Below are 24,719 nucleotides of genomic sequence, written 5' to 3'. Positions count from 1 at the left end.
CCTATTCTCCTTACCCTGCCGTACTGTTCATACTAGAAGCCACTTGCTTTTCAATACGAGCCATGCGCTCAATCAGAGCCAGCTTTTCTTGTAGTTTGCGACCTACTTTAGGATCAATAGCAGCTACTTTAGTCATAGCCTCATTGATTCGTTTTTGAATTTCTTTAACTAAATCGGAATTCAATTCTGCGCCTGCCGTCGCTTGACTCACCTCTGTGAGCAATTCCGTAAGATAATTAGTCAATAAATCCTGAGCGATTAACATCGAATACTCTTCTATATCCACCGTGGTACTGCCATAGTGCATGCTGTTTAAAACGGATAAAAACTTCATGACAGGCAATGAGGTCATACTTAAAAAATTAAGCTCGCGATTACCGGGTTTTTCATCGTTAACTAATTTGGTATTGATATTTCGAATAATCTCGCGAACTTTAAACGTGAGCGTTGAGGTTTCAGGGATAGTGATCTCCTGTAAACTCACCTGAATACATTGGCTGTTAGCACCTTTATCATTACAGCGCCATATTTTTGCAGTACGAGTTCCATTTCCTGTACCAATCAGCACATTAATTAGATCGGCATTTCCAGCCAATGAAGGGACATTCGTCACTTTGCCTTCTTTATCGATAATCAACGTTCCTGTCAGACTCATCACCATTTCGGAAAGTTCCTGGTCGCTATTTAAGAAGGACTTAGCTTGCAAAAGTGACCACACCAGATTTTTGTTTAAAACAACTTGCTTTTTACGCTCTGGATCTTGGGATGCCTTATTCATTACGTTATCAAAACCACTGCCAGAACAAGCCATCCGTGCTTTAACATAATCACTAAATAATCCCTCTTTGCCTAAAGCCGCCTGGTCTTTGCAGATTTTCTGCTGGCTTTCTGCGGTCTTTGGCCAAATACCGCCAACCATATTTTGCGAAAGCTGGCAGGAATTGATACTAGCATGATTAGCCATTTGTTCGAGTTGCTGCAAATAATCTCGTACCTGCTTAAGCTCAGGTACTGTGGAAGCAAGCATCACATCCACTGCATAGGCACCGGCATTGGTCATCACCGATTTACCCAAATCAACGAGCTTTTGCTCACTTAAGAAACTCATACTTCCAGTAAACAAATCAATCCCACCACATCCGGCTCGATAGTTTGGTAAATCCAATTGTACGAGTTGGTATTGACGCACCTGATTGCGAGCATACAATGAACCACCACCAAAAAATCCCGCTGCTTGCGATTCAAAGACAGCAGGCGAGGTCACGTTCGATGCATAACCAATCCCATTAAAAAAATTATCCAAATCTTGGCTTACATTAGCACTCACCTTTAAACTCATGCTTAACAGCAATAGACTGGTTATACATTTATTCATAAGGGCATCTCCTTATGTTCGTAAGATGCTATTTTGGGAATCAGTACCTCAATACGGGAACTCAACTCTTCTGCTGTCATTGAACCATAGCCCACTGGATACAAGGCTTTTGTTTTGGGATTGACTACAAATAAGGCAGGATATTGAATGGACGCTCCTTGAAACGCGTCATTTATCCATTCTGTTGTAGCTGGCAAAAATTGAGGAAACTCAGGCAATGGCTGGTTGTCAAAAGAAAGCGCCAGCACTTCTGCCTTATTCTTACCTGCCCAACTTTTAAGTACTGGGGCAAATTGATGGCAATGCGGACAAGAGCTCGCATAAAACAGTATCAATCCATGTTGACTAAAGAAGTCATTATTTTGGTTTTGAGGCTCTTCTACTCTATTTTTTTGTTGAATCGTTCTTTCATGTTCAACAATCATTTGAGTTAGCCATTGTTGGCTTCCTGCATAGGCCATGAAAGCATGTGTGGCTAATAGAGTCGTCATAAACCAACGTGCATGCATCATATTTCTCCTTTAAATTGAGTGGCTACTTGTACCAAACGCTCCATCAAAACATCCTGGGTGGTTAGACCATAGGCAATAGGAATCACTTTTTGGCTTTGAGGATGAACTAATAAAGTCGCGGGGAAATAACGCACCCCAAGTCGATTAGCTTGACCACGATCCTTTCGTGTATGAAAAAATTCAGATGAAGCAACGCCATCCACGCTAATCGGCATCAATGCCAAATGAAAACGCTTACAAAAATCTTCAATAATAGGGAGTTGTTTTAAGTCATAAGGGCTCTTGCCACGATAAAACAACAAAAGTCCATGTGACTTTGAAAGGGATGAAATAACCTCAGTTTGATGTGTTTCACGAAGTTCATCAGTTATTTTTGCGCCTAAATTTGAAGTAGGATGGGTCACCGTATAATCATATTCTGGATAAGCCAACATAGTTTTTTGAAATAGGGCTTTAAAGCGAGTAGATTCTTTAAGCCAATAATCCTGAAGACTTAAAAATACGCGCATGTCTTCGACCTTCTTGGTAGAACGTGCTTTGTGTAACGCTTCCATGGTATAAAACCGAAGAACGGCATCCTGCTGCGTAAAGCTTAACTGGTTAAAAGAAACCCCTCTTTGTCTTTCTTTATGTGCTTTCTTGTTTTGTTCAATGTTATACCAGAGAAAACCTGTCGGTTTTTCTGCAAACAAACTAAGCGAATACAGAAACATTGATAGGATTAGGAACGCTTTAATCATGTGCACGCTCCTCCTGTTTTAAGCGCTCCACATGAGATTGATTAGAGCGGTTAATTTGTCCGTTATTGGGTAAGGCCATACGCGCAATCAGCTCTTGCTGAATTGGTGATAAATCCAATACTGAAAAATTGATGCGTTCAAGTTCCTCAGGCGTTATTCCTCGGCAATTGGCATTGTTGTCCTCATCTTTTGCCCAACCAAAACCAACTCCTAATTGACTGTAACGCCCTTGAATTTGAATGATTGAAGAAAGCTTGGTTGGGAAAACACACCAGGACTCTTTCTTTTCCAAGCACATGCCTAGTTTTTTTACGGCACAATAAGTACCCACCTTAAATGCACGCCCTTCTTCTTTTGCTTTTGACAGGAGTTTTTCATCACCACTGCAATGCGTCATGCGATGACTGCCACGGCAACAATTTCGAGCATTGGCTACTACCTTGCGGCAAGTAGAGTTTTTACCGGTAAATATCGCAGGTACGCCACTGTGAATCTGATTAGCAGCAACATCGGAAGCTGCTCCTGCAAGAGCTCCAAGCCGTGACAAACCTTCAGCCATATCGTCACTTGTTTCAGAGTTTAAGCTGTCACATTGACCATCACTGCATGCAATTTTCTCAGGACACACGGTTTTTTCAGGCATGCACCAGTGCTCTATGCACTGAAACGTTTGTGAAAAACGTTCACATCGATTGGCAGAAGTCTGAGTACAAAGGGATGAAGTTTGCGAACAGCCTTGATTGATTAAAGGGGTACACGAGCTTGAGTTAACACGAGCACATTGATAATTGAACACCCTTCCCCAGCAGGCACGTTTGATTGTAATGCCGCCAACTACCTTACCTAGATTAGGCTCAACACAGCTATTTGCTGCCTCCAAAAAACATTGGCTGTTTGGGGTTCCTGTTTTAATCCGTTCACATTCACCATTCTTCCATTGGTCTTCACCCACATACTCAGTCAGGGTAATGTGCAAGGAAGTTGAAGCCCCTCCTCGTCTTGGAAGCTGTACGCTAACTGTTGAGTCAGTACAATCAGGCTGTTTCGTCACTAATACAGCACGATTATTACGTGTCACTGAAACAACTACTTTTTCACACGAAGGTAATAAATGAACTGTATTTGCTGGGCTACATCGCCAATCTCCTTTGACACAACTTTGCACATCAAAACTTGCAACCGATTGGCCACGAGAAGGGATTACAACACGAGTAAAACTAAAACTAACTGGTTTAACATGAACATCTAACGTTTCCTTACATGATGTTCCAATATACTGCACGGACTCTTCACAGGTCTTAATTATTGATTGATTTTTGCAATTGGCAGGCTCCTTATAACAAGCCCCTTCTAGAACTGCATCCGGGTTTTCAAGAAGCGTTTCAGCATAGCGCATCTCAGGACTGTTAGGATTAGAGCGTACTTTAGTTCTGTTTTCCGCTTGATTGTATACATCATTTGCAGTTGGATTATTTTTAATAGTATTTAGTCCCTGAGCGATCAATGCATTGTTGCCTTCTTGCGGTTGAAGAGATGATTCTTGAGGGTTAGGTGTGTATCCATTTAATACACTTGCCGGATTAAATCCCTCTAAGGCTTTTAAGGCTTCTGCACGCGCCTTTAGCGCATCACTCTGATTTTGTTGCGCCTGAGTTGCGATCGACATCAAGCAGAATAAAATGAAACCGTATTTATTCACCGATCACTCTCCTTGCATCAAGCGTTGAAAACCCGCTCTCCCCTCGATCAACCATGCGCATTAACCCTTCTTTAAGAGGCAAATGACCATAAATCACATCAAATGACGATCCATTATCGACAACCAAAGCAGGCACCTGATAAATCCCAAAACGTTCGAATAAAGTTGGATCAATTTGTAAATTTAGGTTAGGAACATGCTCACTTAACTCTATGACCTTCGATGCTGTTAACTGCATCGAATCGTGATAAAGACCATTTAAATAAACTGGAATGTTTAAGCGCGCACTCTCTTTTAACGTTTCCTCTAACAAATTGTTAGGCATCGAAAAACTTACAAATACTGATACTGTGGCGGCAATCAGCATCCTTGGTACACAACATCCGATGATTAAAGTAATCCCTTTCTTAAACATTTAATTCTCTCCATTTAAAGGAACGTACAGTTGCGCTTTCGCCACACTAAAAATCCATATTGGTCTGGTGTATGCAGTTTAATTTTTCCTGCTTCCCAGGTAAGCGTACTGTGGCCTGATGGGAAGCAATGTTTTCCGTCAGCAACCTGATTTACCATCTCATAGCGATAGCGTGATTTAGGCGTTACGGTGTAATAATGCTCTTTGCAAATAGCTCCAGATGCGGAGCTTGAATCAGAAACCAGAAATTCTCGATGCATTTTGTAATTCATACGTTCTGTAAGTAAAAGTGCTGTTTGCACTGGAGAAATCGGTGAATTGACATGCCCCGTCATTGGGTAATGAGTGCCTTGTGCTCCCGCACACCAGAAGAGTTTATCCATTGGTTTGTTAGTCAGCGTGGATGAAAGACTATCTGCGCTACAGGCTGCCGCTGCAATTGGATTACCAAACAAAACCGATTCAGGACTTAATACAAAGCTCATTTCTGAATCCTGCCAGGTTGGATCAAGCTCTGTGAGGTAGGCAATATCAAAGTCGCCTGCCTGCAAACAACCTACAGAAGTAATGAGATTTAACCAATTAATAAGTGGGTATTTGTACCAATGCACATGAAAAAATGCTCTTTGCTGACCATTTCCTACGACATGACGGCCACCTCTAGCCTGTTTTAAACCTAAATTGAGCTTGGTGCCTCCCAGATTAACCAAACAGTAAGGCGTATCGGTGACATCTGTTAGTGCCATCGGTTCCCAAAATCCTATATTCAAACCAACCCTAACACCCGTGCTTGCAGGACATACTCCAATCGGACTGGAGGCATTGTCAGTGTCTGGAAGAGACGAAGGTACAATTTTGGTGTTACCAATCGATAAAGGGAATAAGCATCTCCAACATACATCGGTAATCGGATTAACAAAATGTCCTGTACACTGCTTGCTAAAACTAGTACAAGAAAAAATAAAAAAGGCAATTATAAAGAGTGTTCTATAACGCATTGCCATTCTCCTTAATTGCCACTTCAACAATAAGAAGCTGATTTTCTTTGCGTGTTACTCGAGCTGGTACATGTTCAATATTTAGCTTTCTTGTAATCCGCCCTTCCTGATCAAAATAAATCACGGCATTTAGGCTCTTTTCAGTGCGCTTGATTGCTCCACCAGTCAAAATAAATTTAGGATTAGGACATTTACTTTTTTGTAGCTGCGCCCAACGAATCTGTGCCTCGTCATCCGCATTAAAAAACAACCAACAGGGTCTATACGCTGGCATATGCTCAAGAGCATTGACATAAGTTCCTTTTGGGAACAGAACCTTGCCTTTATGGTCAGTAATATCCTTATTTAAAGTGATTTCTGACGTGTAGTAATGTCTGATTGTTTTGTTGATTCGTTCCAAACCTAATGCAGTAGGTCTGTTAGTATGGTTGACCACTGTATCAATCCATTTCCGGTTTAATGCTTCCAATTCACCACTGGTTGTTAATGTGCGTAATCGCTTTTCAATTAGTACTAAAAAACTTTTTTCTGCAACAGGAAAAACCTCTCCTACCACACCGAACGATTTGGCATGAGCATTCCAATAAATCGTTATCATAAGAGATACAAGCATTACTTTTTTCATGAACCTTTCCTCATTGCTTGGCCTAACTTGTTAGCAATCTCATCAGTAATGTCTTCGCCACCTGCAAGAACCTCACGTTGGTTTAAAATCATGACGTGATGCTGCTGTGCATACTGTGTTAACAGTTTTTGGAGTTTATTTTTAAATTGACGTGTTGTATGGCTCACTTGCTCATCACTAGCTTGATGCTCTGCGAGTTGACGAATCAATTGAGCCTGAATCGCCTCAGCATCAAAAAGTACCACTTGAATTTTTGGCGAAACCAAATAAAGTTCGAAACCAATAAAGAGTAATATGGCAGCACTTACTATAGCTGTATGAATCAAGCGCATAACTCATCTCCATAGTATTGTTGTGCAACAGCATGAACTGCATCTGTAAGTAGTATTCCCTGGTTCATTAACGATTCTATTTCACCAAATTCATCACCTGAGGTAGAAAACAAAACTCTTGAAAATGGATCGCAAAAATAACGGTGAAATGTAGTGACATTGCCAAATTGAATCATCAAATTGGAAAAGCCTTGCGTTTTAGCCTCACCAAAGGATTCGATCATGGATATTTCTAGAGGGTTAAAATGGTCGGGATGTTTCTCTACATAGTCCCGAAATGCTCCTTGACGCATGATGATTTTAGTATCTGCTGCTGCAGCAATTGCTTGACCCTGGAGTGTATTCATGGTGTCAGCAAGATTTTGAGTAATCACCGCAAAACCACCTGTGTGTTTTCTCGCGGTGCGAAATCCCTGCTCAATAAATCCTGCAGAAATTGGGTTAGATCCCACAACCAGGAAACGCCAAGCTTCATCAATGATGCAACGCTTTTGGGTTCGACGGTCAGAATGGTAAAATTGACCTTGAATAATCACAATCATGACGAACATGACAATGGTGAGCAATTCTGGATTACTTTCCAATTTGCCCATTTCAAGAACCACAAAATTAGAATTATTCAAAAGAGGAGTATCACTGTTAAACATCTTGCCATAGATTCCATGGCTTCCATACTTATCCAACAATATCAGCAAATCTTTTAATCTTCGGTCATTTCTGGACTCTGGTTTTTGCAAAAGTTCACGCAGTGCCGCCAATACATCATCCATTTTGGCGAGCCGTCCCCGCTCTTTCCAACAGGTAAGCACCGCATCCAAAAGCCATGCTTTTTGTACCTCACCCAATGCTTCATTAGGGCTTGCCATAATGGCTAACAAGTCTCTGATTTGAATGTAATCATTCACCTTCTCGCCATCAATTTCCGTAACCCCATCAAAATCAAATAAAGTAAAGGGATTAAGCGTCAATGTAGATGCATCAATGTAGCTTCCACCGACTAACTCACATAAATGTTTGTAAGAACCACCTAAATCAATGACAAAAATTTGCTGCCCACGTGACAAACCATCAAGAATTTGTGCTTGTTCAAAGAATGATTTACCTGAGCCAGGGCTTGCTATGGTTAAACGATTAAAATTGGTAATAGGTAAAACTCGATCATCAAACGTATCTAAATAAAACAACTGATGACGGTATGTTGGTAGAATGAGCCCCTGCCTTGCTCCTTTAAAATCAGCAACTACAGGCAGAAGGTTAGCCACATTCGTATGGCTTAATTTTTTGGTCAAACCTAAAAGTTCAAGGCTTGAAAAAAGCCCTTCAGTCAATATAAAAGGAAAACTTCCCAAAAAACGAAGCCACTGTTTGCAACGACTTTGTATCAGTGTGAATCCCATTTGCCTAAAACTCGCGATTGCTTTTGCCACATGCTCCCGTTCTTTTTCAACGGTGGTGTACAACACTAAATTGTAAAATGTAGGCAGCAAATGCAACTCACCTTTGGATGCATGTTCATGCACAAACTGCCATTCAGCTGCTTCCTCTTTAATACTAGGATTAATAAAAGATTGGATGGCGTTGTTATTAGCACTCAAAGATTTAGCTCTTTTTTTCGCTTGTGCTTTCATCTTTTCCTGATTGACACCACGAACAGTAAATGAAATTAGAAATGGACATTGAATGCCTTGTTCAGGTTTTAAAAGATTGGCAAATAAGTCTGGCGTTTGCCATAGGGCAAATGGAGCCTTAGGAAAACTCGTGAGTTCACAATTCACAACCCGTGAGTGTTGAATAGCACCTTCATCATCTGCAATGGAGATATCAATGCTCTCATCACCAATTTCATATACTGTAGTGGGATTGGGAATGGATTCACTAATAAAAGGTTGTGAATCCTCGATTTTTGGCCAGGAACATTCATTGAAATTTGGTGAAACAAGAGCACGCATCAGCACTTTAAAATCTTGCGCTTCGCACCGCACAAAACCAAAACCTGCAACTTTGAGTTCGGATTCAAAATCATCTCGCAGTAGCTGAAGCGTGCCTTCAACTCCTAGCTCAGTTGGTCTTGAAATAAATAAGTAACATCGGTAATCCGAGAGTGTTGCTGGGACGTTGCGTCCATTTTTATAGCCCTTGGCAATGGCACTAAGATGGTATTTGAGACTTTGGCGTGCAAGTTCTGCATAAATTCCACCTTGCTTTAAAATGGGTACATAATTTTGATGCATATTTTGCGCAAGCCAAGGATGCTTATACAATAACACCGTACAGTCTGTCCCTTCGGTTAGCTTGTTTTTAAAAGTTTCGGCTAATGATTTCATCAAAGACTCATCAGCCCCTGCCATAGGCATCAATGAGAGCCCAAACCCCACAGAGCATCGGTTTACAAAAAATCCTTCTTCGTTGACCATTTCATAGGGAAGCAGGCTTTTCATGGAAGGCAAATCTAAAGTGCACGACTCAAATGCTTTTGAATGGTGTTGTAATGATTCCGGTTTAATGCCTGCAGTTTCTCCTAGTTTGTGACTTGCCCGATGCACCATCTCGCGTGCTTTATCTCGCCATTGATTTAGCCTTAAGCCCATGATTGCTCCTTAACTGTTTGTGACAACCAAAGTGCTTGTCCATTATCTTGTTTGACTATTTTTCCTTGATTTAAAAAAGATTTGTTTTCAGCCTTCATCATGTTCTTTCTGAAGCTATAGGGTTTTACATCATCTGCGAACCTGGTCATGGCATCGACTTGCTCGATAGTCAAACAACTATCTCCTGCAGTAACATTACAACTGAAATTGGAATTAATTGGCCCACATGCTGCTAATCCCATATAAATTAAAAGGATCAGAGTCTTTTTAATCATTTTCATCGCAGTACTCCTGTCTCATTTCCCATCACAGTATTCGCATGATCAATTTTCCCTAATACCTCCGGTGGCACCGTAAAATTCATATCAGTCGGATGCCCTTCATTGTTAGCTGCAATTAATCTTTGTGCTTCTTCCTCTGCTTTAACTTGGTTCATGGCATGTTGGCTCTTGTCTTCATCAGGCTCTAAATAAAACCCATCTTTAAAAACCACCGTGACCACATTGCCAGAACCGACTTGAATGACGGGATGGTATTGTTCTGCGCGCTTGACGTAATAGGCAGATAACGTATCTGCTGCTTTCGAAGCACCTCCATAAGCGGCAAAAGGTGCGATTTGGCTTGATGGAACCACAGAAGTCGCACCATAAGGGCCAATCGCTTGTACACTTTGAGCATATTGCGCAGCTTGGGCAATCCCTGATAATGCGCCACTAACCCCTGCCCAGGTCATCACTTTGTTATCCCTCATCAACGGCTTACCTTTAATCCCCACTTTGCCATTGAAAAACACCCAACCCGTCACTTCTTTATCAATTATGGGTTGGCCAGGATGAGCACAAGATAGGCGATATAGGGTTGCAAAAGCACGTTCACTAGAAATATCCCCATAGGAATTCGCACTCACTCGGCATCCCCGAAGATGTGAGCGCGCTCCATTAGGTAGTGTTCCATCCTCTAGGAACTTAAAGAGCATTACGCCATTATTTTTAGATTGACCATTAACGGATGCATCCGCATCAGCACCACCTAAAACAACAGCTCTTACTGAAGTATTTGAGGGTACATAATGAGCTGGATTTAAATAGCTATTATGATGAGCTCTAGTGGTACGGCGTTTAGTTCGAAATGACACTGTATGAATGCGTGGAGTGATATCTGCTAAGGTCATCATGTCAGAATTGCTGCTATTCATGGCATAAGTATTGGCATGATGCCAAAACTCTGGGTTTCGTACTTCCTTTAACTCATTAGATGTATTCGGTACTTTCTCAGAAGCACTTGATTTTTCTTGATTTGCCAAAACCATCGTGCTTATTTGTGCGGTCAATTCTTCTTTTTGAGTGCTTAATTGCTTCTCATGATCCTCACCCATCTTTTTCATAGTGAGAGTCAATTCACTAATTTGCTTTTTGAGTGATTCGAGTTCAGATTGTTGGGCAGTTAGTGCATTATCGGCTGCAGCCTCTGTAAACGATTCATCAACAATTCCAGTTATATCTACTGGTTTTTGTATGGAAGGAGTTTTTTTAGGACGACCATCTATAAGCAATACAATCATGATTGCCAGGATAAGCAAAACTCCACTTCCCACCATGATTAATGTACGGAGTTGGCGGCTTTTAACCATTGTATTGAGTTGCCAATTAGCCATGATCCACTCCTGCAACACGGTAAAGCATGGCACGCTCGCGAGGATTAATTGTGGGCTTAGAAAATTTAATCGCTAGAGTATCCTTCTTTGCAAACCATTCTTGAGATAACTCTAAAGGCTCCTTACCTCCATTGTAAAGTTCAATAGTTTCACCTTTAAGCAACCTTCCATCCCACGACTCTTTAGGTAAAAGTGTTAGACCTCTTTCCCAGCGCTGGGCTTTGCCAAATTGATGCGTTACAACCACATCAGTAAAAGGTTTGTGATGTTCCATATGGGTAAGCATTGCAAGAATTGCTTCTGGAATAGCTTCATGAGTCCCAGCTACCGGACTAGTTTTCGTTTGACGAGTAGTTACTCTTACAGGTAGTGGCTGCTGTGGAATGAGTTCAATTGTTTTACCTAATGACTCTTCGCTATTTAAAGTTACCGAAAAGTGACGACCTGCTTCGGTAGTCAAAAACAAGGTAAACGGATTAGTAGCTGCCAACATGATATAAACTGATCCATCCTGCTCATCACGTTTAATAGCCATCGCCTTTTCAGGAAACACCGCTTCCATGATTTTGTCATTTTTCACAAAAATGCGGTTGTAATTTCCCTGGCTTAAAGTTAATGCGATTTCGCTATTATCTTTAAAAGGGATACTGTTACTCCCAATCACACTCATTGATACTAGTGCCAAAATAACACCAAGTCCCTTATGCATCTTTACTCTCCTTCTTTGGTGCAAATTGGACGATTGATAAACGACCATCCACATATTGAAATACCAACTTGTATACTGTTTGCGTGTCAGAAAGTGCTTGAATTCCCACATAGCGCTTTAACTTTCCACTCACCACAGCATTGAGTTCATTGGGGTTTACTTTGATTTCAGTTATGTCAAAGGTAGATGACATTTTTTTGTTTTTAATAACTCTCGCCTCCTGAGCAAGCAGCTTAAGAAAATAGGGATACTGTTGATGATTCACAAAGGAAAGCAGACGCTTATGATTCGCATCAACTGTTTCAGGACTAACATTGAGACGCTCATTGATAAAATTTTCCGTCATTAAACTTAGGTAATGACTGTCAACAAATGAAGCACTTTTTAAATAACCAGGATTACCTGAAAAAGGGGTAATCTCCACCGTATGATGTTTGAGCGCTGAATATACAAAGCAAGACAGCATTACATTAGATATCAATAAACCAAACACAAGGCACACCATCAAATTAAATCGTGCGGATAACTGGCTTAATCGGCTTTGGTGCGTTTTAAAGTCCATTTAGATCTCCTTAAGCCACATATACACGATGATGTGAAAGTGGTAATTGAGGTAAAAAGAACTGGGTCAGCCCACTTGGGAGATGCCAATAAACCAATACAAGAAGCGATTTGGGCCCATCCCCTTTCTTCAAATAACGCAAACTGCCTAATAACCCCAGCCCAAACAGTGAGACCAAAACCTTTTGATTACTAATGATGAGCAACATAAAACCTAATCCTGCGACCACAAGCTCATCCAAAGTTAACGTCAGTATTCTTTTGGGTGCATCAATGTGGCTTAAAAATTGATAATTCATGTTGCTCATCGTTTGCTTCCTCCTTAAAACACGAATGTTTTCAATAAAAATGCAGGAATAAAGGCCACTGCAGTAACACCAACAAAAACCATTGGATTCTTACTTTTAACAGCCATTGCAGTGGCTAAAATAATGTCCACCAAAATAAAAACCTTCCAAAACATCGAACCACTTCCTAATGAATCCTTAACATCACCTTCCAATGCTTTGGATAACAGATCGTTAGCCCATAGACTTGATGAAAAAAGAAAAACACATAAAGAACTGATTCCTCCTTTAACAGTCTTCATGAGTGTATTTTGTTTGTGCATTTCACTCTCCTTATGGCTCATTGATTAACTTTTAAAAACTCCGGAACTTGTAATATTTTTCTTAGATAGTCTTCCTCTCGTTCAACCTCCATATTCGCTGGTACTTTGAATCCCAATAAGATCTTATTTCCTTTGGAGCACAAAACCTTAACCTCGATCTCTCCATCATCAACCAACACTTTTTCTCCAATTTTTCTGCTTAATACCACCATGATGTTCTTCCTTTATTTTCTGGTTAAAATTTCTTTACACTTGTTTAAATGAGTGACAACAACCTCTTGCTTTGCAGGCACATGATTCTTCTTAACCACATAAAACTGAGTACGCTTTTTAATCTCACGACAGCACGCAATCATTTGTGGTAAAGAAGGCGGCAACTCATAAAAATCCCGACATTGAATAATGGCTTTATTAATCGTGTTTTCGCTAAACCCATTCAAACCGTCCTGCCATTCTTTTTTGGCATACTCCAAAAATCCTTCACTCTTAAACTGGCTTCGCCAAATGTGGCCATAAAAAGCTGCAAACTTTGAAAACAAGGTTTCAATCAGTTTGCTTCTGGGATTAACCTCTCGGGAAATGGACGATGTTGGTTCTTTCGGGTTCATGGTCTTCTTCACTGGGGTTCCAAAATGGGTCTCTTGTGGATTGATGTTGATGAGGCTTCCAATGTGTTTCATGATGACTCTCCTGCTTCATTTCAGTGATTTCGTCTTCCCAACAGCGATGCGCCAACCAATTGGCAGGATATTTCCAATGCGCAACCCATGTGCCATTAAGTTTCATGGTTTCAACATGATGGATTTGGTTTTGTAAGGCACTCATGAGTTGCTGAAATACCAAGGCACTTGGGTTAAGTTGTTCAAATGCTGCTTGTGCTTTGGCTTTAGATTTTTTCTCTGGATAAAGCGACCAAAATTTTTCGAATTGCGATAATAAAACAAAATAATTATCTTCTTTTAGAGGTATGGCGGCTTTTGATGACTCTGCTATGTCGCCTTTTTGTGAATCAACATGAGATAACCCAGTCTCTACAAGACTTACATCGTGCGGGTTTATGGTGGCTTTCTGTGGCGGGTTTATGGCGGCTTTTTTTTGGACAGAATAATGCATTGTTGCTAATTCACATTTTAAAATTAACTGCATTCCTTCTGACTGAATAGTAATTACACCCGCACGGACTAAACCATATAGCGCTCGTCGAACCTGATCTCTTGAAAAATTCTGACTTTTAATCCCTTGATGAGGCTCAACATATAATTGTTCTGATATTGATTGGTGACTAATCCGTCGTTTAATTCCGACTAATCCAGTTTTACCATCCATATAAGGTCTAATTCCCATTAGATAAGCCAGGCGCTGGATATGTGGCAAGCCACTTAACGCATCTAATTCCTGATGATTAATTTTAAAATCCATTTACTCACTTCGCTCCTTCCTCCTATCGTCATAAAGTTCTTATTGTGTTATCTTTTAAACGATGGATTACATATAAATACTCTAATCGAGCAATTTAACTCATAAAGAGTATAATTTAGCACGTATTGAGCTTGTGTCAATATCTGCTAACTCTTTATTTCTCAGAAATTGGAAGGCTCAGTAACGATATGAACGTCAAAGAAAAAATTGGACTACGGATAAAACACGAACGCACAACAAAAGGGTTAACAAGGAAAGCATTGGCTGAATTGACCGAGAATTTAAATATTTCTCGAATCAACAATTATGAGCGTGGAGAAAGAACTCCTGGTCCAGATGAAATTACTCAGTTAGCAAAAGCTTTAGAGGTATCCCCAGCTTTTTTGATGGGATTATCCGATGACCGAGATGGTGAGTTTAGCAGGAACTCTGGAATTGGCACTTTAATACCGTTACTAGACTACAGCCAAGCTTGTGAACCAAACATTAATATCCACAAAATAAAAAACGAACTGACTCATAATAAAATAAATTTTGTCCCTATTAGCACTGATATTGCAAAAAAAATTAGTGGAGATGCTTTCGCACTAGAAATTAAAGATAACAGCATGGAACCAGAATTTAGAATAAATGATATTTTAATTTTTGACCCGAACGCACAACTTAACCCAGGAGATATTGTTGCGGTCCAAATTGGAAATGAAATGGAAGTGATTATTCGCAAATATAAACAACTATCTACATCCACTACACAACCAAAATATGAGTTAGTAACATTGAATGAAGATTGGGCAAATATTCATATTGATGAAAATAGTAAAGGTAAAATCGTAGCTTGTGCCATTCAATTAACTAGAAAAATTAAATAGCCACTTTTAAAATAAAATATATATAGTGTATTTTTAGTTTAGAATATTTTATTTAAAGCTAATGCTAATGACTATTTAGAAATATTTTTTAAATGTACAATCTATAAAAATAGAATAAATGCTTTTATTGTTTATTAACGCTAACTTGGCCAACTAATGAAAAAAAGAAAATATAATAAACCTCAACTTCAAGAAGCAATTTTTGAGGCCAAGTTTGATTTTGAAAATTTTGATACAGCCATGCCCGGTCAAATTTTTGAATTTATAAAAAATGACTATCCTTTAAAGCAAGATATAAAACATTTCTCCTTACCATATTTATTAGAAAATCCTGCCAATGCTCAACCTCCATTTATACAAGCCCCTTTGATTCGGGCTTCTAAAAATGATGGTTCTGGAATTCTACAATTTGGCCCAGGAATAGCGATCGCAAATAATTTAAAATATGAAGGATGGGATTCTTTCGTACCTACGATAAATAAAATTCTATCAGCATATATAGATGTAGCGAAACCCATATATGTTAGTCGTATTGGAACTCGATATATTAATAATATTCATATTGCTGAAGAAAATTTAAATGTTTCTGATTATTTTAATTTAGATATCCAAATCCCCAATCACTTAAAAAACTTTAAAGCATTAGAATTAACTTTTTTGAATGAAGTATCAAATATAAATAACATTAAATTTATTGTACAAACAAGATTCTTGACTGACTCTCTAAGACCAGGAGAGGTGGGGGGAAGGTTTATTTTAGATTTAGATTGTTATATTTCAAATCAATTTGAAAGTGAGATTATACAAATTATATCTTTAGCTAAAGAATCTCACGATATATTGGAAGAGTTTTTTGAGAGTATAATTACTAATAAGACTCGGTCACTTTTGGAAGTTATAAATGAGTAGCTCTTCAGTAACCTTAAAATCTCCGTGGAGACTAAACTCCTCTAGTAAGTTAACTAGAATCAATCCTATTTATGAAGATTATAGTGCTGAAGCAATTAGCAAAGAAATTTTACAAAGAAAAATAGAAACTTTAATTGCTACAATAACATTAGAAGAGAATAAAGCATCGAAGATAGAACGTTTATTTTCATTAAAGACCCCTCTTATACAAGAAAGATCTAAAATTTTACAAAATCCAATCAAATTATTTTTACCCAGTTATAAGAAAAAATTAAAAGAACTTGATGCTGAACTTGATAGAATAGAATTGGAAATCTATAAGCTTGAAACTTTAGATAAAAATAATGGATTGGATCTTAATGAAACTTTACTTCAATTTGAGAAAAGATTAGAAGAGAGAACTAAGATATTTTCAGAAAATATAATACATAATGCCAACAAATTATAATTACAATGGCTAATTACAAGACATATAAACCAGAGCTTAGAAAAAATTTTAATTATTCTTGTGGATATTGCCAAACAAGAGAGCCTGAGATAGGTGGTTCAAAAAATTCTTTTCAAATAGATCATTATAAACCTAAAAGTAAATTTCCAGACTTAATAAATAATTATGAAAATCTTATTTATGCTTGTAGAGCTTGTAATGGATATAAAAGCGATTATTGGCCAAGTTCAATTTGGGATAATTTATTAAAAAAAATAATTTTAAACCCCAGAGTAGAAGATTTTGAGAAGCATATAGATAAAAGTAATTTCGCTTGGTACGGAATAACATTTCGTGGAAAATGGAATATCTCCACATTGCGATTAGCCTCTGAAACTCAAATCTCAATAAGGAAAGATAGGGCTAGAATTGAAAAGTTAATTAGTAAATTTGAAAAACAAACCCTGATCTTTCAGACAAAAATTCATGTTGAACAAAACAATGGAGACTTAGGAAAAGTAAAAGAGCTTAAAACAGAATTAAAAGAGCACATGAAAGACATTGAGATGTTAAGAGGAAAAATTCAAGGCCCCAAAGATTAAATGCTAAAATAACCTTGTAGCAGATTTGTAACAAAGTGTAATATAACCCCTGTTGTTTCAGGCAGTTCTAGGCAGTAATAGCTAAATTCGTTACATCGCAAGTTACTGATTTTATTATGATTTATATTTGATTAACTTGGCTTCGAACCAAGGTGTCGGGGGTTCGAGTCCCTCCGAGCGCGCCATTTAACTGCTTTGCGGTGCGATGCTTTTTCATTAGTAACCGATGAAGGCGCTGTTTCATCTTTCGATGGAAACCTTCGGTCGCTAGAACCCCTACTTCCCAGGTTTAAGCGTATTCTGACGCTCTTCTTCTTCTTTAGCCAGCTCATTTGCCTCTTTTCGTGTTTGGGCTAAATTAGCTCCATCCTTGCGCCCAAGAAAAGAACCAATATAGCTTGATACTTCCGGTGGCAATTTTTGGGAAAGTTCTCCGCCAGCTAAAGCACCTACGGTTGCTCCTCTTGTAAATGCTTTAGCGGAGGAGACAGTTTGTACTACTTGAAGGCGCTGCGATTCGAAGTTGTCTTCTTTGAATACGTTTTGGTTTTTAAATGCTTCCTTTATTAATTCGAAATCATGTTTGTCTTTAATCAACCGGTCGAACGCCTCGATATTGGATAGCACCCGACTCATCCTTATCAGATCTGGCTTATATGGTGCATATTGCTTAGCGGTTTCTCTAAACTCCTTGTTGTCTTTAATCAACCGGTCGAACGCCTCGGGATCGGATAGCACCCGGCTCATCGTTATCAGCGCTTCCTTATGTGACGGCAAATAACGCGTGATCATCATGAAGTCCTTGTGGTCTTTGATCAACCGGTTGAACACATCAGGCTCGGATAAGAATTCCACCAATGATGCTTCATAATCTTGGAAAGAACCCACAGCCGATGTGAAATCATCTACGTTTTCAATTAGCTGCTTTAAATCGTTATAGTTATGCTCTTTTAATGCTTGCTGTATTTTTATATTCATAACTTACTCCTTTTTTTGATTCATTATCTATCATTATAGCTTATAATTAAAAACCTCATTTTGGGCATATTTAATACATAATGATTAATTTTCTTCTGAGGCCAAAACGTGTCTCAACTGTGGCGGTACTACGCTGTAATAGGCAGTTTTAGGCAGTTCCTGGTGAATTTGACGCCTTACAACGCATTGATTTATAACGAATTTAAAACTAGAGCATCAACACGCACTCCGTAATTTTCAAAATTTCTAAAACCATAAGCTCTTCGCTGAATGAGTTTGATTTTACGATGGAAGCCTTCTGTGATTTCATTTGATTTACTAAACCGCCACACTCTGGCGACGTCATCTTTACAATGTGACTGATTTTAAATAAATTAACAACCAAACTTATAATTAAAGGATTATTTTTGAAGAAAAGGATTGCAGTGATTGGCTCGGGGATATCTGGTTTAACAAGCTCCTATATTTTAAGCAAAAACTATGATGTTTCATTATTTGAAGCGAACAATTATCTTGGTGGTCATACAAATACCCTATCTGTGGAAACTGAAGAAGCAGTATACTCGATCGATACCGGATTCATCGTTTTTAACAAAAGAACATACCCTAACTTTTGTAAATTGCTCGAAGAGTTAAATGTTCCAATTCAACCTAGTGAAATGAGTTTTAGTTATCGCTCTGATCGACGGGGACTTGAGTATAATGGTCATAATTTAAATACACTTTTTTCAGATCGCCGCAACCTAATTAAATTAAACTTTTATCGCCTCATCAAAGACATTATTTTATTTAATTCCGACGCAAAAAAATTCTTAGCTCAAACTAATAATCTCGAAATAACCATCAATGACTTCATCACCGAAAACAAGTACTCGGAGCAATTTAGAGAATCTTATCTGATTCCAATGATGGCTGCTATTTGGTCTAAAAATAAAGAAGATGCACTAAATTGTTCGGCTTCTTTTATACTAAAATTTTACAATAACCATGGGCTTCTTGATTTATTCAACCGACCTATGTGGTATGTTATTAAGAAGGGCTCGAAAAACTATATCGCCCCCATGCTTGAGAGGCTTAAAGAGCAAATTTACTTAAACTCTAAAGTAGATTTGATAAAACGAGAAAATAATAAGATTACGATAGTAACCAACTCTCAAGAGCACCTGTTTGATGCCGTTGTATGCGCTACTCATAGCGATCAAGCCCTAGCCATGCTTGAGAAACCTACTCATGAAGAAACCCGCATTTTGTCAGCAATCAAATATAATGAAAATGAGGTAGTACTTCATCAAGACAGAAGCATAATGCCAAAAAATAAAAGGGCTTGGGCAAGTTGGAATTACCTTGATAACCAAAGCACTGCACCTACACTGACCTACTACATGAATCGATTGCAGTCAATTAATTCCAACCATGATTTTTTTGTATCGGTCAATCTTGCCAATGAAATTGCTGAAAATCAGATAATCCAATCATTTAAATACGCACATCCCTGTTTGAATGTGTCTTCCTTGAAAGCACAACAACAAATTGATTTGATTAATGGAATGAATAATACGTACTATGTAGGAAGTTATTGGGGTTATGGCTTTCATGAAGATGGAGTCAATAGTGCGATAAATACGTGTAAGCTACTAGGAACCTAGATGATGAAACATCTAATTTTTACAGGGCATGTGCGACATCGCCGTTTTTTTCCAAAACGGCATCAATTTTCATATAAATTATTTATGTTCTGTTTTGATCTAGCTAACATAAGTACCACCTTCAAAGACATCAAACACGTATCCATAGAGAAGTTTAATTGGTTTTCATTTAGACGAAAACATTATCTTAATGAATCGACGATACCTCTTGATGAATATGCTCGCCATTTAATAATGAGTCGATACGGAACTTACCCAAAAGGAAAAATCTATTTATTAACCCAGCTCAGTTGTTTAGGGTATTGCTTTAATCCCATCAGTATTTATTTTCTCTTTGATGAAGCAAATCAAAATTTGGAGTATTTAATTTTGGAGGTCACCAACACCCCTTGGGGAGATCGGCATAATTATATTCTCAGGCATTCGGCCAAACCTAAAAATGAAATCTATTCTTATCAATTTCAAAAAGAACTGCATGTATCCCCTTTCATGTCCATGAATTATACCTATCGAATGAATTTAAAGTTAAATACACAAAAAATAATTGTTCATATGGAAAATTATAGTGAGGGAAATAAGGATTTTGATGCGACATTAGTTTTAAAGGCTGAGGATAGCTCATCAATTAAAAAGGTATTCTGGAAGCATCCGCTAATGACCTACAAAATTGCGACTGCAATTTATTGGCAAGCATTAAAATTATGGATTAAGGGTATTCCATTTCATGCCCATCCAAGATCAAATAAAAGGATATAGCATGGACCAAAATAATTATTCATACACTCTGAGTGCAAGATTCTGCAAGAAAATCTTTTTTAAGTTATTAAATGGCATCACACATGGGGCCATCGAAGTCAATGATCATGAAAGCAGCTATGGATTTGGTCATGAACAAGAAAAGAATGATTTAATTGCTACCATCAATATAAATAATCCCAATGCTTATAAAGCAATCCTTCTAGGAGGGTCTGTTGGTGCTGGGAAAAGTTACATCGATGGGGATTGGGATACAGATGATCTACAAAAATTAATCACGCTTTTTATTAAAAATGATTCCCTCTTCAATAATATTGAAAGTCCAATCGCCCGTTTATCTAGTTTGATAAGAACAATAAACTATAAATTAAAAATTAATTCAATTCATCGAGCTAAAGAGAATATTCTAGCCCATTACGATTTAGGAAATGAGTTCTTTAAATTAATTCTCGACCCGTCAATGATGTATTCATGTGCTCTTTATAAGCCATCGGATATCAGTTTGGAGGAAGCTTCTAAGAAAAAAATTCAAGCTATTTGTAGTGCACTGCAACTAAAACCCAGTGATCATATATTGGAAATTGGCACCGGATGGGGTGGATTTGCCTGTTATGCAGCGCAAGAGTATGGATGTAAAGTAACCACAACGACCATTTCAGAGAAACAATACCTTTATGTCAAAGAAAAAATCCATCAATTGGGCTTAGATAATCAGATTGAATTATTAAAAGAAGACTACAGAAAGCTTTCCGGTCAATATGATAAAGTAGTGTCAATCGAGATGATTGAGGCAGTTGGACATAAATATTTTGATACCTTTTTTCAGCAATGTAATCAGCTTCTTAAACCTGAAGGTTTATTTTTCTTACAGGCAATCGTAATTAATGATCAAGCCTATGATGCAGCAAAAGATGAGGTTGATTTTATTAAAAAATATATTTTCCCTGGCGGCTGCTTGCCCTCAGTGCTTTCCATAAATAAATCAATTGCCAGCAAAACCACCCTGCAATTGCTGTCATTTCAAGACATAGGGCAACATTATGTCTCTACTTTAAATGATTGGTATAAAAAATTATTAGAAAACAAACAAGAAATTCTTGCACAAGGATTTACTGAGTCTTTTATTCGAACCTGGGAATTCTATTTTTTTTATTGTGCCGCAGGGTTTCAGACCAATTACATTAGCGATATTCATGCCTTATGGCGAAAGAGACGATGAAGACCTTACATTACCTGATTCATACAATTGCTTATTATGTAGCTTGGTTTGCATGCATTATGCTTGCTGCTCGGGGATATGCATGGATAAGCCCTCTTATCGTAGCTGCTTGTGTTTTGCTGCAATTGTACTGGCAACATCGAACGAGAAAACCGCTACAAGGGCTAGGGATTTTATTAGCGATTGTTGTATCCATCAGTACTCTAATCGATAGTACTCTGGTTTATAAAGGAATTGTAATTTATTCAGCAAACCCCTTTTCCCCCTATTTTACCTCTCCTTGGATGATAACTATATGGATAAGTTTTACGGTTGTTTTATATGCCACATTAAGTAGCCTATTTGATCACCTACTTTTGCTCGGGCTTTTGTCATGTGCAGGCTTTGCCTTAGCGTTTCGCATTGGAGGAAGCTTGGGGGCTGCTTTTTTTCCTTATGGCACCGATATAACTTGCCTTTTGATTGGGTTAATTTGGTCACTTTTATTGCCATTTTGCGTCTACTGTTACCAAAAAGTAAAGGAGAATAAATAATGTATGCTATTGGCATTGTAGTCATTTATCTTATTTTACAAATGAGTTTCATGTGGGGATTGTATCGCATTCTAAAAAATCCTTCAGTTGTTGATGTTTCATGGTCATTAGGGTTAATGGTTTCAGGTTTAATTTATTTAAGCTTAACTACTTTAAGTACCCGTACTTTGATTATTGCTTCTCTTCTCATTCTATGGGCTTTGCGCCTTGCGTTCTATCTATGGTACACACGAATAAGAAAAGGACATGTTGATAAGCGTTATATCGAACTGAGTGCAAATTGGAAAATAAGCCCTTCTCTCGGTTTTTTTATTAACTTCCAACTCCAAGGCCTATTGATTCTAATCATTTCAAGTGTATTTTTTCTTATTAGCAAATCAGGACTGACTCATATTACCTTGTTAGATAGCATTGCATTTTGCATTATTTTAGCAGGAATCATGGGTGAGACTTTGGCAGATTTACAGCTACAACGTTTCAAAACTCGACATAAAGGAAAGGTATGTAATGAAGGCTTATGGAATTATTCGCGTCACCCCAATTATTTTTTTGATTGGTTAAGTTGGCTGGGATTCGCCTTATTTGCGATACAGTCAAATATTGGGTACTTAAGCTTGCTTTCGCCATTAATGCTTTACATTATTTTCACCCATATAACAGGTCCCCTGACCGAAAGAGGCTCCATACAATCAAGGGGACAAAAATACATTGCATATCAAAAGCAAACTTCAATGTTTTTCCCTTGGTTCAAGAAAAAAATCGATTCTGAATGAAGGTCGCAAATAGACTACTCAACCCACATAAAACCATTCCCCAAATAAAATCGATTAGGGTTATCTTCCATGGCCAGTTTGCTAGAATTGAGTAATTGGTAAAATCATAAATCCCATAAGTCACAAGACCGAGCATTACTCCTCCAGCTAGTGCTTGCAGGTAATTACCTTGTGCGCCCGGAAGAACAAAATAAAGAATGCCTAAGGTGATGCAAACATAAACAACTGCCGCTGCCCACCAAATAGGCGCCATCCCCTCAGCCGATTTACGTAACAACATGCCGATGTGTTCTGCATAAATATTTTTGGCAATGAAGCCCAACCAAATCATATCCAGTATAAAGACACAAATCATTGTTAAGAAAAAAAGCCCTATAAGTTTCATCATAGTTCTCCATAAATATCAACAATTACTTTCGAGTCAAGTTTTGCTTTAATACATATTTAGGCACTGGTTTAACATCCCAGACGATACCCATTAATTCTAAAAGTTTGATTAGGTAATAAGTAATGTCAATTTCCCACCATCGAAAACCTTGGCGAGCTGAGGCAGGATAATGATGGTGATTATTATGCCAACCCTCGCCAAGTGTAATTAGGGCAAAGAAAAGATTGTTTTTACTGTTATCTGACGTTTCATAAGATCTTGTACCATACACGTGGCACAGGGAATTGATAATAACGGTCGTGTTAAACAATGCCACCAAGGAAATACTAAAGCCCCAGACGAGCATTTCACCAATTCCGGTGTTCCATTGAGGCGCATAAGTCTGCAGCACCCAGCCGATTACGAAAAGAGAAAAAAGCAATAATGTTGGCATCAAAATGTCATAGCGTTCTAGAAAAACGAGCTCAGGATATTGCTCCAAATCCCTGACTCGCTCCGGATTGTAGTGATAATGTTTTTTTGTTAAAAACCAACCTACATGACTCCACCAAAATCCATGTTGTACCGGGGAGTGTGCGTCTTCTGGCGTATCAGAAACCATATGGTGCTGCCTGTGATGTGCCGCCCACCAGAGAGGACCTCGTTGAGCGGAGGTTCCTGCAAGGGCTGCAAAAATGAATTGCCAAAAGCGACTTGTTTTAAATGCCTTGTGTGAGAAATAACGATGATAAAAAGCACCGATTGTGAATAGACGGAAAAAATATAGAATAACTGCTGTACTTATGGCAATCCAACTGAAGCGCACATAAAAAACCAACAGGCAGCTAAGGTTAATCATAACGAAAGGAATCACTCGAATCCAATCAATTTTATTGCCAAATGATTCATCAGGACTGTAATTATTTTCGCTTACAATCCAACTGCGTATCAAACATCCTAAAGACTTCATCAAATTAATCCCTGATTCTTCACTAAATTCCAACTATTAGCTTATATCACCATTCAATTAATAACTAATTATTTTTATTTTGCTTATATTTTGAATGAAGAGGAATATAATCAAAATTTTGAGGGCCACTTACTGAGCCACATTCATCGTAGGTATTATCTGCACACAGAAAAAACTCCTCTGCCCCATATTCAGCGGCTCGGGACATAGCATCGTCAATAGAGTTGAAATGTAATAGTTCTTTCCCTTTGTGAATAAATTCATCGGATTCTTTAGCAATAATTTCAACTATATATTCATGCAGCTCAATTGGTGAGTAAATCAAAGCGATTGACTTAGAACTACTCTTAGCCTGATTAATTAAACCTTCGCGTGTTTGATTTGCCATGATTCAATTCCTCATGAAACTATATTAGATAAATTATAGCTGCCA

Annotated in this window: 31 protein-coding genes and 1 pseudogene; 9 read left to right on the top strand and 23 right to left on the bottom strand. The window is 38.2% G+C overall.

Annotated elements, in window-relative coordinates; all coding sequences use genetic code 11:
- Positions 1–10: 10 nt before the first annotated feature.
- The 18 genes from ELY20_RS06220 to ELY20_RS06135 are packed head-to-tail and all read right to left on the bottom strand — an operon-like array spanning position 11 to position 14,237.
- Positions 11–1,375, bottom strand: coding sequence for a conjugal transfer protein TraH (locus tag ELY20_RS06220; protein ID WP_127059474.1), 1,365 nt, complete (start codon positions 1,373–1,375; stop codon positions 11–13).
- The gene (gene trbB / locus ELY20_RS06215) at positions 1,372–1,887 is read right to left on the bottom strand and encodes a type-F conjugative transfer system pilin assembly thiol-disulfide isomerase TrbB (protein WP_233590510.1); all 516 of its coding nucleotides are present in this window, start codon (positions 1,885–1,887) and stop codon (positions 1,372–1,374) included. Before trbB ends, ELY20_RS06220 begins: the two co-directional genes overlap by 4 nt.
- Positions 1,884–2,627: a type-F conjugative transfer system pilin assembly protein TraF gene (gene traF, locus ELY20_RS06210; protein ID WP_110144280.1), complete on the bottom strand. Its 744-nt coding sequence runs from the start codon at positions 2,625–2,627 to the stop codon at positions 1,884–1,886. The genes trbB and traF overlap by 4 nt, the downstream gene beginning before the upstream one ends.
- On the bottom strand, positions 2,620–4,326 hold the full coding sequence (gene traN, locus ELY20_RS06205; RefSeq protein ID WP_110144279.1) for a type-F conjugative transfer system mating-pair stabilization protein TraN: 1,707 nt from the start codon (positions 4,324–4,326) through the stop codon (positions 2,620–2,622). The genes traF and traN overlap by 8 nt, the downstream gene beginning before the upstream one ends.
- Positions 4,319–4,741, bottom strand: a complete 423-nt coding sequence (gene trbC, locus ELY20_RS06200) for a type-F conjugative transfer system pilin assembly protein TrbC (protein WP_110144278.1) — start codon at positions 4,739–4,741, stop codon at positions 4,319–4,321. Before trbC ends, traN begins: the two co-directional genes overlap by 8 nt.
- Positions 4,742–4,755: 14 nt before the next feature.
- Complete coding sequence (gene traU, locus ELY20_RS06195) at positions 4,756–5,739, bottom strand: conjugal transfer pilus assembly protein TraU (RefSeq protein ID WP_110144277.1); 984 nt, start codon at positions 5,737–5,739, stop codon at positions 4,756–4,758.
- Positions 5,729–6,364: a type-F conjugative transfer system protein TraW gene (gene traW, locus ELY20_RS06190; RefSeq protein ID WP_110144276.1), complete on the bottom strand. Its 636-nt coding sequence runs from the start codon at positions 6,362–6,364 to the stop codon at positions 5,729–5,731. Before traW ends, traU begins: the two co-directional genes overlap by 11 nt.
- Positions 6,361–6,696: a TrbI F-type domain-containing protein gene (locus ELY20_RS06185; RefSeq protein ID WP_110144275.1), complete on the bottom strand. Its 336-nt coding sequence runs from the start codon at positions 6,694–6,696 to the stop codon at positions 6,361–6,363. The genes traW and ELY20_RS06185 overlap by 4 nt, the downstream gene beginning before the upstream one ends.
- Positions 6,687–9,284, bottom strand: a complete 2,598-nt coding sequence (gene traC, locus ELY20_RS06180) for a type IV secretion system protein TraC (protein ID WP_127059473.1) — start codon at positions 9,282–9,284, stop codon at positions 6,687–6,689. The genes ELY20_RS06185 and traC overlap by 10 nt, the downstream gene beginning before the upstream one ends.
- Entirely contained in the window at positions 9,275–9,565 is a 291-nt protein-coding gene (locus ELY20_RS06175) for a conjugal transfer protein (protein WP_127059472.1), read from the bottom strand. The genes traC and ELY20_RS06175 overlap by 10 nt, the downstream gene beginning before the upstream one ends.
- Positions 9,562–10,938 carry a TrbI/VirB10 family protein gene (locus ELY20_RS06170; protein WP_127059471.1) on the bottom strand — a complete coding sequence of 459 codons (1,377 nt, stop codon included), beginning with the start codon at positions 10,936–10,938 and terminating at the stop codon, positions 9,562–9,564. The genes ELY20_RS06175 and ELY20_RS06170 overlap by 4 nt, the downstream gene beginning before the upstream one ends.
- Positions 10,931–11,647 carry a type-F conjugative transfer system secretin TraK gene (gene traK / locus ELY20_RS06165; RefSeq protein ID WP_127059470.1) on the bottom strand — a complete coding sequence of 239 codons (717 nt, stop codon included), beginning with the start codon at positions 11,645–11,647 and terminating at the stop codon, positions 10,931–10,933. The genes ELY20_RS06170 and traK overlap by 8 nt, the downstream gene beginning before the upstream one ends.
- On the bottom strand, positions 11,640–12,209 hold the full coding sequence (gene traE, locus ELY20_RS06160) for a type IV conjugative transfer system protein TraE (RefSeq protein ID WP_127059469.1): 570 nt from the start codon (positions 12,207–12,209) through the stop codon (positions 11,640–11,642). Before traE ends, traK begins: the two co-directional genes overlap by 8 nt.
- 10 nt (positions 12,210–12,219) lie before the next feature.
- Positions 12,220–12,516, bottom strand: a complete 297-nt coding sequence (gene traL, locus ELY20_RS06155) for a type IV conjugative transfer system protein TraL (protein ID WP_110144309.1) — start codon at positions 12,514–12,516, stop codon at positions 12,220–12,222.
- A 14-nt stretch (positions 12,517–12,530) separates the two neighbouring features.
- Positions 12,531–12,818 carry a hypothetical protein gene (locus ELY20_RS06150; protein ID WP_010654224.1) on the bottom strand — a complete coding sequence of 96 codons (288 nt, stop codon included), beginning with the start codon at positions 12,816–12,818 and terminating at the stop codon, positions 12,531–12,533.
- Positions 12,819–12,835: 17 nt separating this feature from the next.
- Positions 12,836–13,030 carry a carbon storage regulator gene (locus tag ELY20_RS06145; RefSeq protein WP_110143816.1) on the bottom strand — a complete coding sequence of 65 codons (195 nt, stop codon included), beginning with the start codon at positions 13,028–13,030 and terminating at the stop codon, positions 12,836–12,838.
- 12 nt (positions 13,031–13,042) lie between these two features.
- A complete protein-coding gene (locus ELY20_RS06140) occupies positions 13,043–13,426 on the bottom strand; it encodes a Vir protein (RefSeq protein ID WP_110143817.1) in 384 nt (127 codons plus the stop codon).
- Positions 13,383–14,237: a hypothetical protein gene (locus ELY20_RS06135; protein WP_110143818.1), complete on the bottom strand. Its 855-nt coding sequence runs from the start codon at positions 14,235–14,237 to the stop codon at positions 13,383–13,385. Before ELY20_RS06135 ends, ELY20_RS06140 begins: the two co-directional genes overlap by 44 nt.
- Positions 14,238–14,425: 188 nt before the next feature.
- Here ELY20_RS06135 and ELY20_RS06130 point away from each other — a divergent pair, with 188 nt between their 5' ends.
- The 4 genes from ELY20_RS06130 to ELY20_RS06115 all read left to right on the top strand — a co-directional run bounded on the left by ELY20_RS06130 (position 14,426) and on the right by ELY20_RS06115 (position 17,044).
- Positions 14,426–15,106, top strand: a complete 681-nt coding sequence (locus tag ELY20_RS06130) for a helix-turn-helix domain-containing protein (RefSeq protein ID WP_110143819.1) — start codon at positions 14,426–14,428, stop codon at positions 15,104–15,106.
- Positions 15,107–15,262: 156 nt separating this feature from the next.
- Complete coding sequence (locus ELY20_RS06125) at positions 15,263–16,015, top strand: TIGR04255 family protein (RefSeq protein ID WP_110143820.1); 753 nt, start codon at positions 15,263–15,265, stop codon at positions 16,013–16,015.
- Complete coding sequence (locus ELY20_RS06120) at positions 16,008–16,463, top strand: hypothetical protein (protein WP_110143821.1); 456 nt, start codon at positions 16,008–16,010, stop codon at positions 16,461–16,463. The genes ELY20_RS06125 and ELY20_RS06120 overlap by 8 nt, the downstream gene beginning before the upstream one ends.
- Positions 16,464–16,468: 5 nt before the next feature.
- The gene (locus ELY20_RS06115) at positions 16,469–17,044 is read left to right on the top strand and encodes an HNH endonuclease (RefSeq protein ID WP_110143822.1); all 576 of its coding nucleotides are present in this window, start codon (positions 16,469–16,471) and stop codon (positions 17,042–17,044) included.
- A 276-nt stretch (positions 17,045–17,320) separates the two neighbouring features.
- On the opposite strand, the gene ELY20_RS06110 is transcribed toward ELY20_RS06115, so the two are convergent.
- Entirely contained in the window at positions 17,321–18,022 is a 702-nt protein-coding gene (locus ELY20_RS06110) for a hypothetical protein (RefSeq protein WP_110143823.1), read from the bottom strand.
- A 191-nt stretch (positions 18,023–18,213) separates the two neighbouring features.
- Positions 18,214–18,363, bottom strand: a pseudogene (locus ELY20_RS06105) (transposase); the annotation flags it as partial.
- 66 nt (positions 18,364–18,429) lie between these two features.
- Here ELY20_RS06105 and ELY20_RS06100 point away from each other — a divergent pair.
- From ELY20_RS06100 to ELY20_RS06080, 5 genes are read left to right on the top strand one after another with little or no spacing between them, the layout of a single operon-like run.
- The gene (locus tag ELY20_RS06100) at positions 18,430–19,668 is read left to right on the top strand and encodes an NAD(P)/FAD-dependent oxidoreductase (RefSeq protein ID WP_110143824.1); all 1,239 of its coding nucleotides are present in this window, start codon (positions 18,430–18,432) and stop codon (positions 19,666–19,668) included.
- A complete protein-coding gene (locus ELY20_RS06095; protein ID WP_165831642.1) occupies positions 19,669–20,424 on the top strand; it encodes a DUF1365 domain-containing protein in 756 nt (251 codons plus the stop codon).
- A gap of 1 nt (position 20,425) precedes the next feature.
- Complete coding sequence (locus ELY20_RS06090; RefSeq protein ID WP_110143825.1) at positions 20,426–21,643, top strand: SAM-dependent methyltransferase; 1,218 nt, start codon at positions 20,426–20,428, stop codon at positions 21,641–21,643.
- Positions 21,640–22,176 (top strand): DUF2878 domain-containing protein, encoded by a 537-nt coding sequence (locus ELY20_RS06085; protein WP_110143826.1) that lies wholly within the window; start codon positions 21,640–21,642, stop codon positions 22,174–22,176. Before ELY20_RS06090 ends, ELY20_RS06085 begins: the two co-directional genes overlap by 4 nt.
- Positions 22,176–22,949, top strand: coding sequence for a DUF1295 domain-containing protein (locus ELY20_RS06080; RefSeq protein WP_110143827.1), 774 nt, complete (start codon positions 22,176–22,178; stop codon positions 22,947–22,949). The genes ELY20_RS06085 and ELY20_RS06080 overlap by 1 nt, the downstream gene beginning before the upstream one ends.
- On the opposite strand, the gene ELY20_RS06075 is transcribed toward ELY20_RS06080, so the two are convergent.
- The 3 genes from ELY20_RS06075 to ELY20_RS06065 all read right to left on the bottom strand — a co-directional run bounded on the left by ELY20_RS06075 (position 22,924) and on the right by ELY20_RS06065 (position 24,674).
- Positions 22,924–23,337 (bottom strand): DUF2177 family protein, encoded by a 414-nt coding sequence (locus ELY20_RS06075; protein ID WP_233590509.1) that lies wholly within the window; start codon positions 23,335–23,337, stop codon positions 22,924–22,926. The genes ELY20_RS06080 and ELY20_RS06075 overlap by 26 nt on opposite strands.
- 22 nt (positions 23,338–23,359) lie before the next feature.
- Entirely contained in the window at positions 23,360–24,286 is a 927-nt protein-coding gene (locus tag ELY20_RS06070) for an acyl-CoA desaturase (protein WP_110143829.1), read from the bottom strand.
- A gap of 64 nt (positions 24,287–24,350) precedes the next feature.
- Positions 24,351–24,674 (bottom strand): DUF6482 family protein, encoded by a 324-nt coding sequence (locus ELY20_RS06065; RefSeq protein ID WP_110143830.1) that lies wholly within the window; start codon positions 24,672–24,674, stop codon positions 24,351–24,353.
- Positions 24,675–24,719: the final 45 nt, after the last annotated feature.

It is taken from the genome of Legionella qingyii, assembly GCF_003990155.1.
Lineage (GTDB): Bacteria > Pseudomonadota > Gammaproteobacteria > Legionellales > Legionellaceae > Legionella > Legionella qingyii.
Note: the sequence above shows the minus strand (reverse complement) of the source record. Positions and strands in the feature narration are given on the sequence as shown.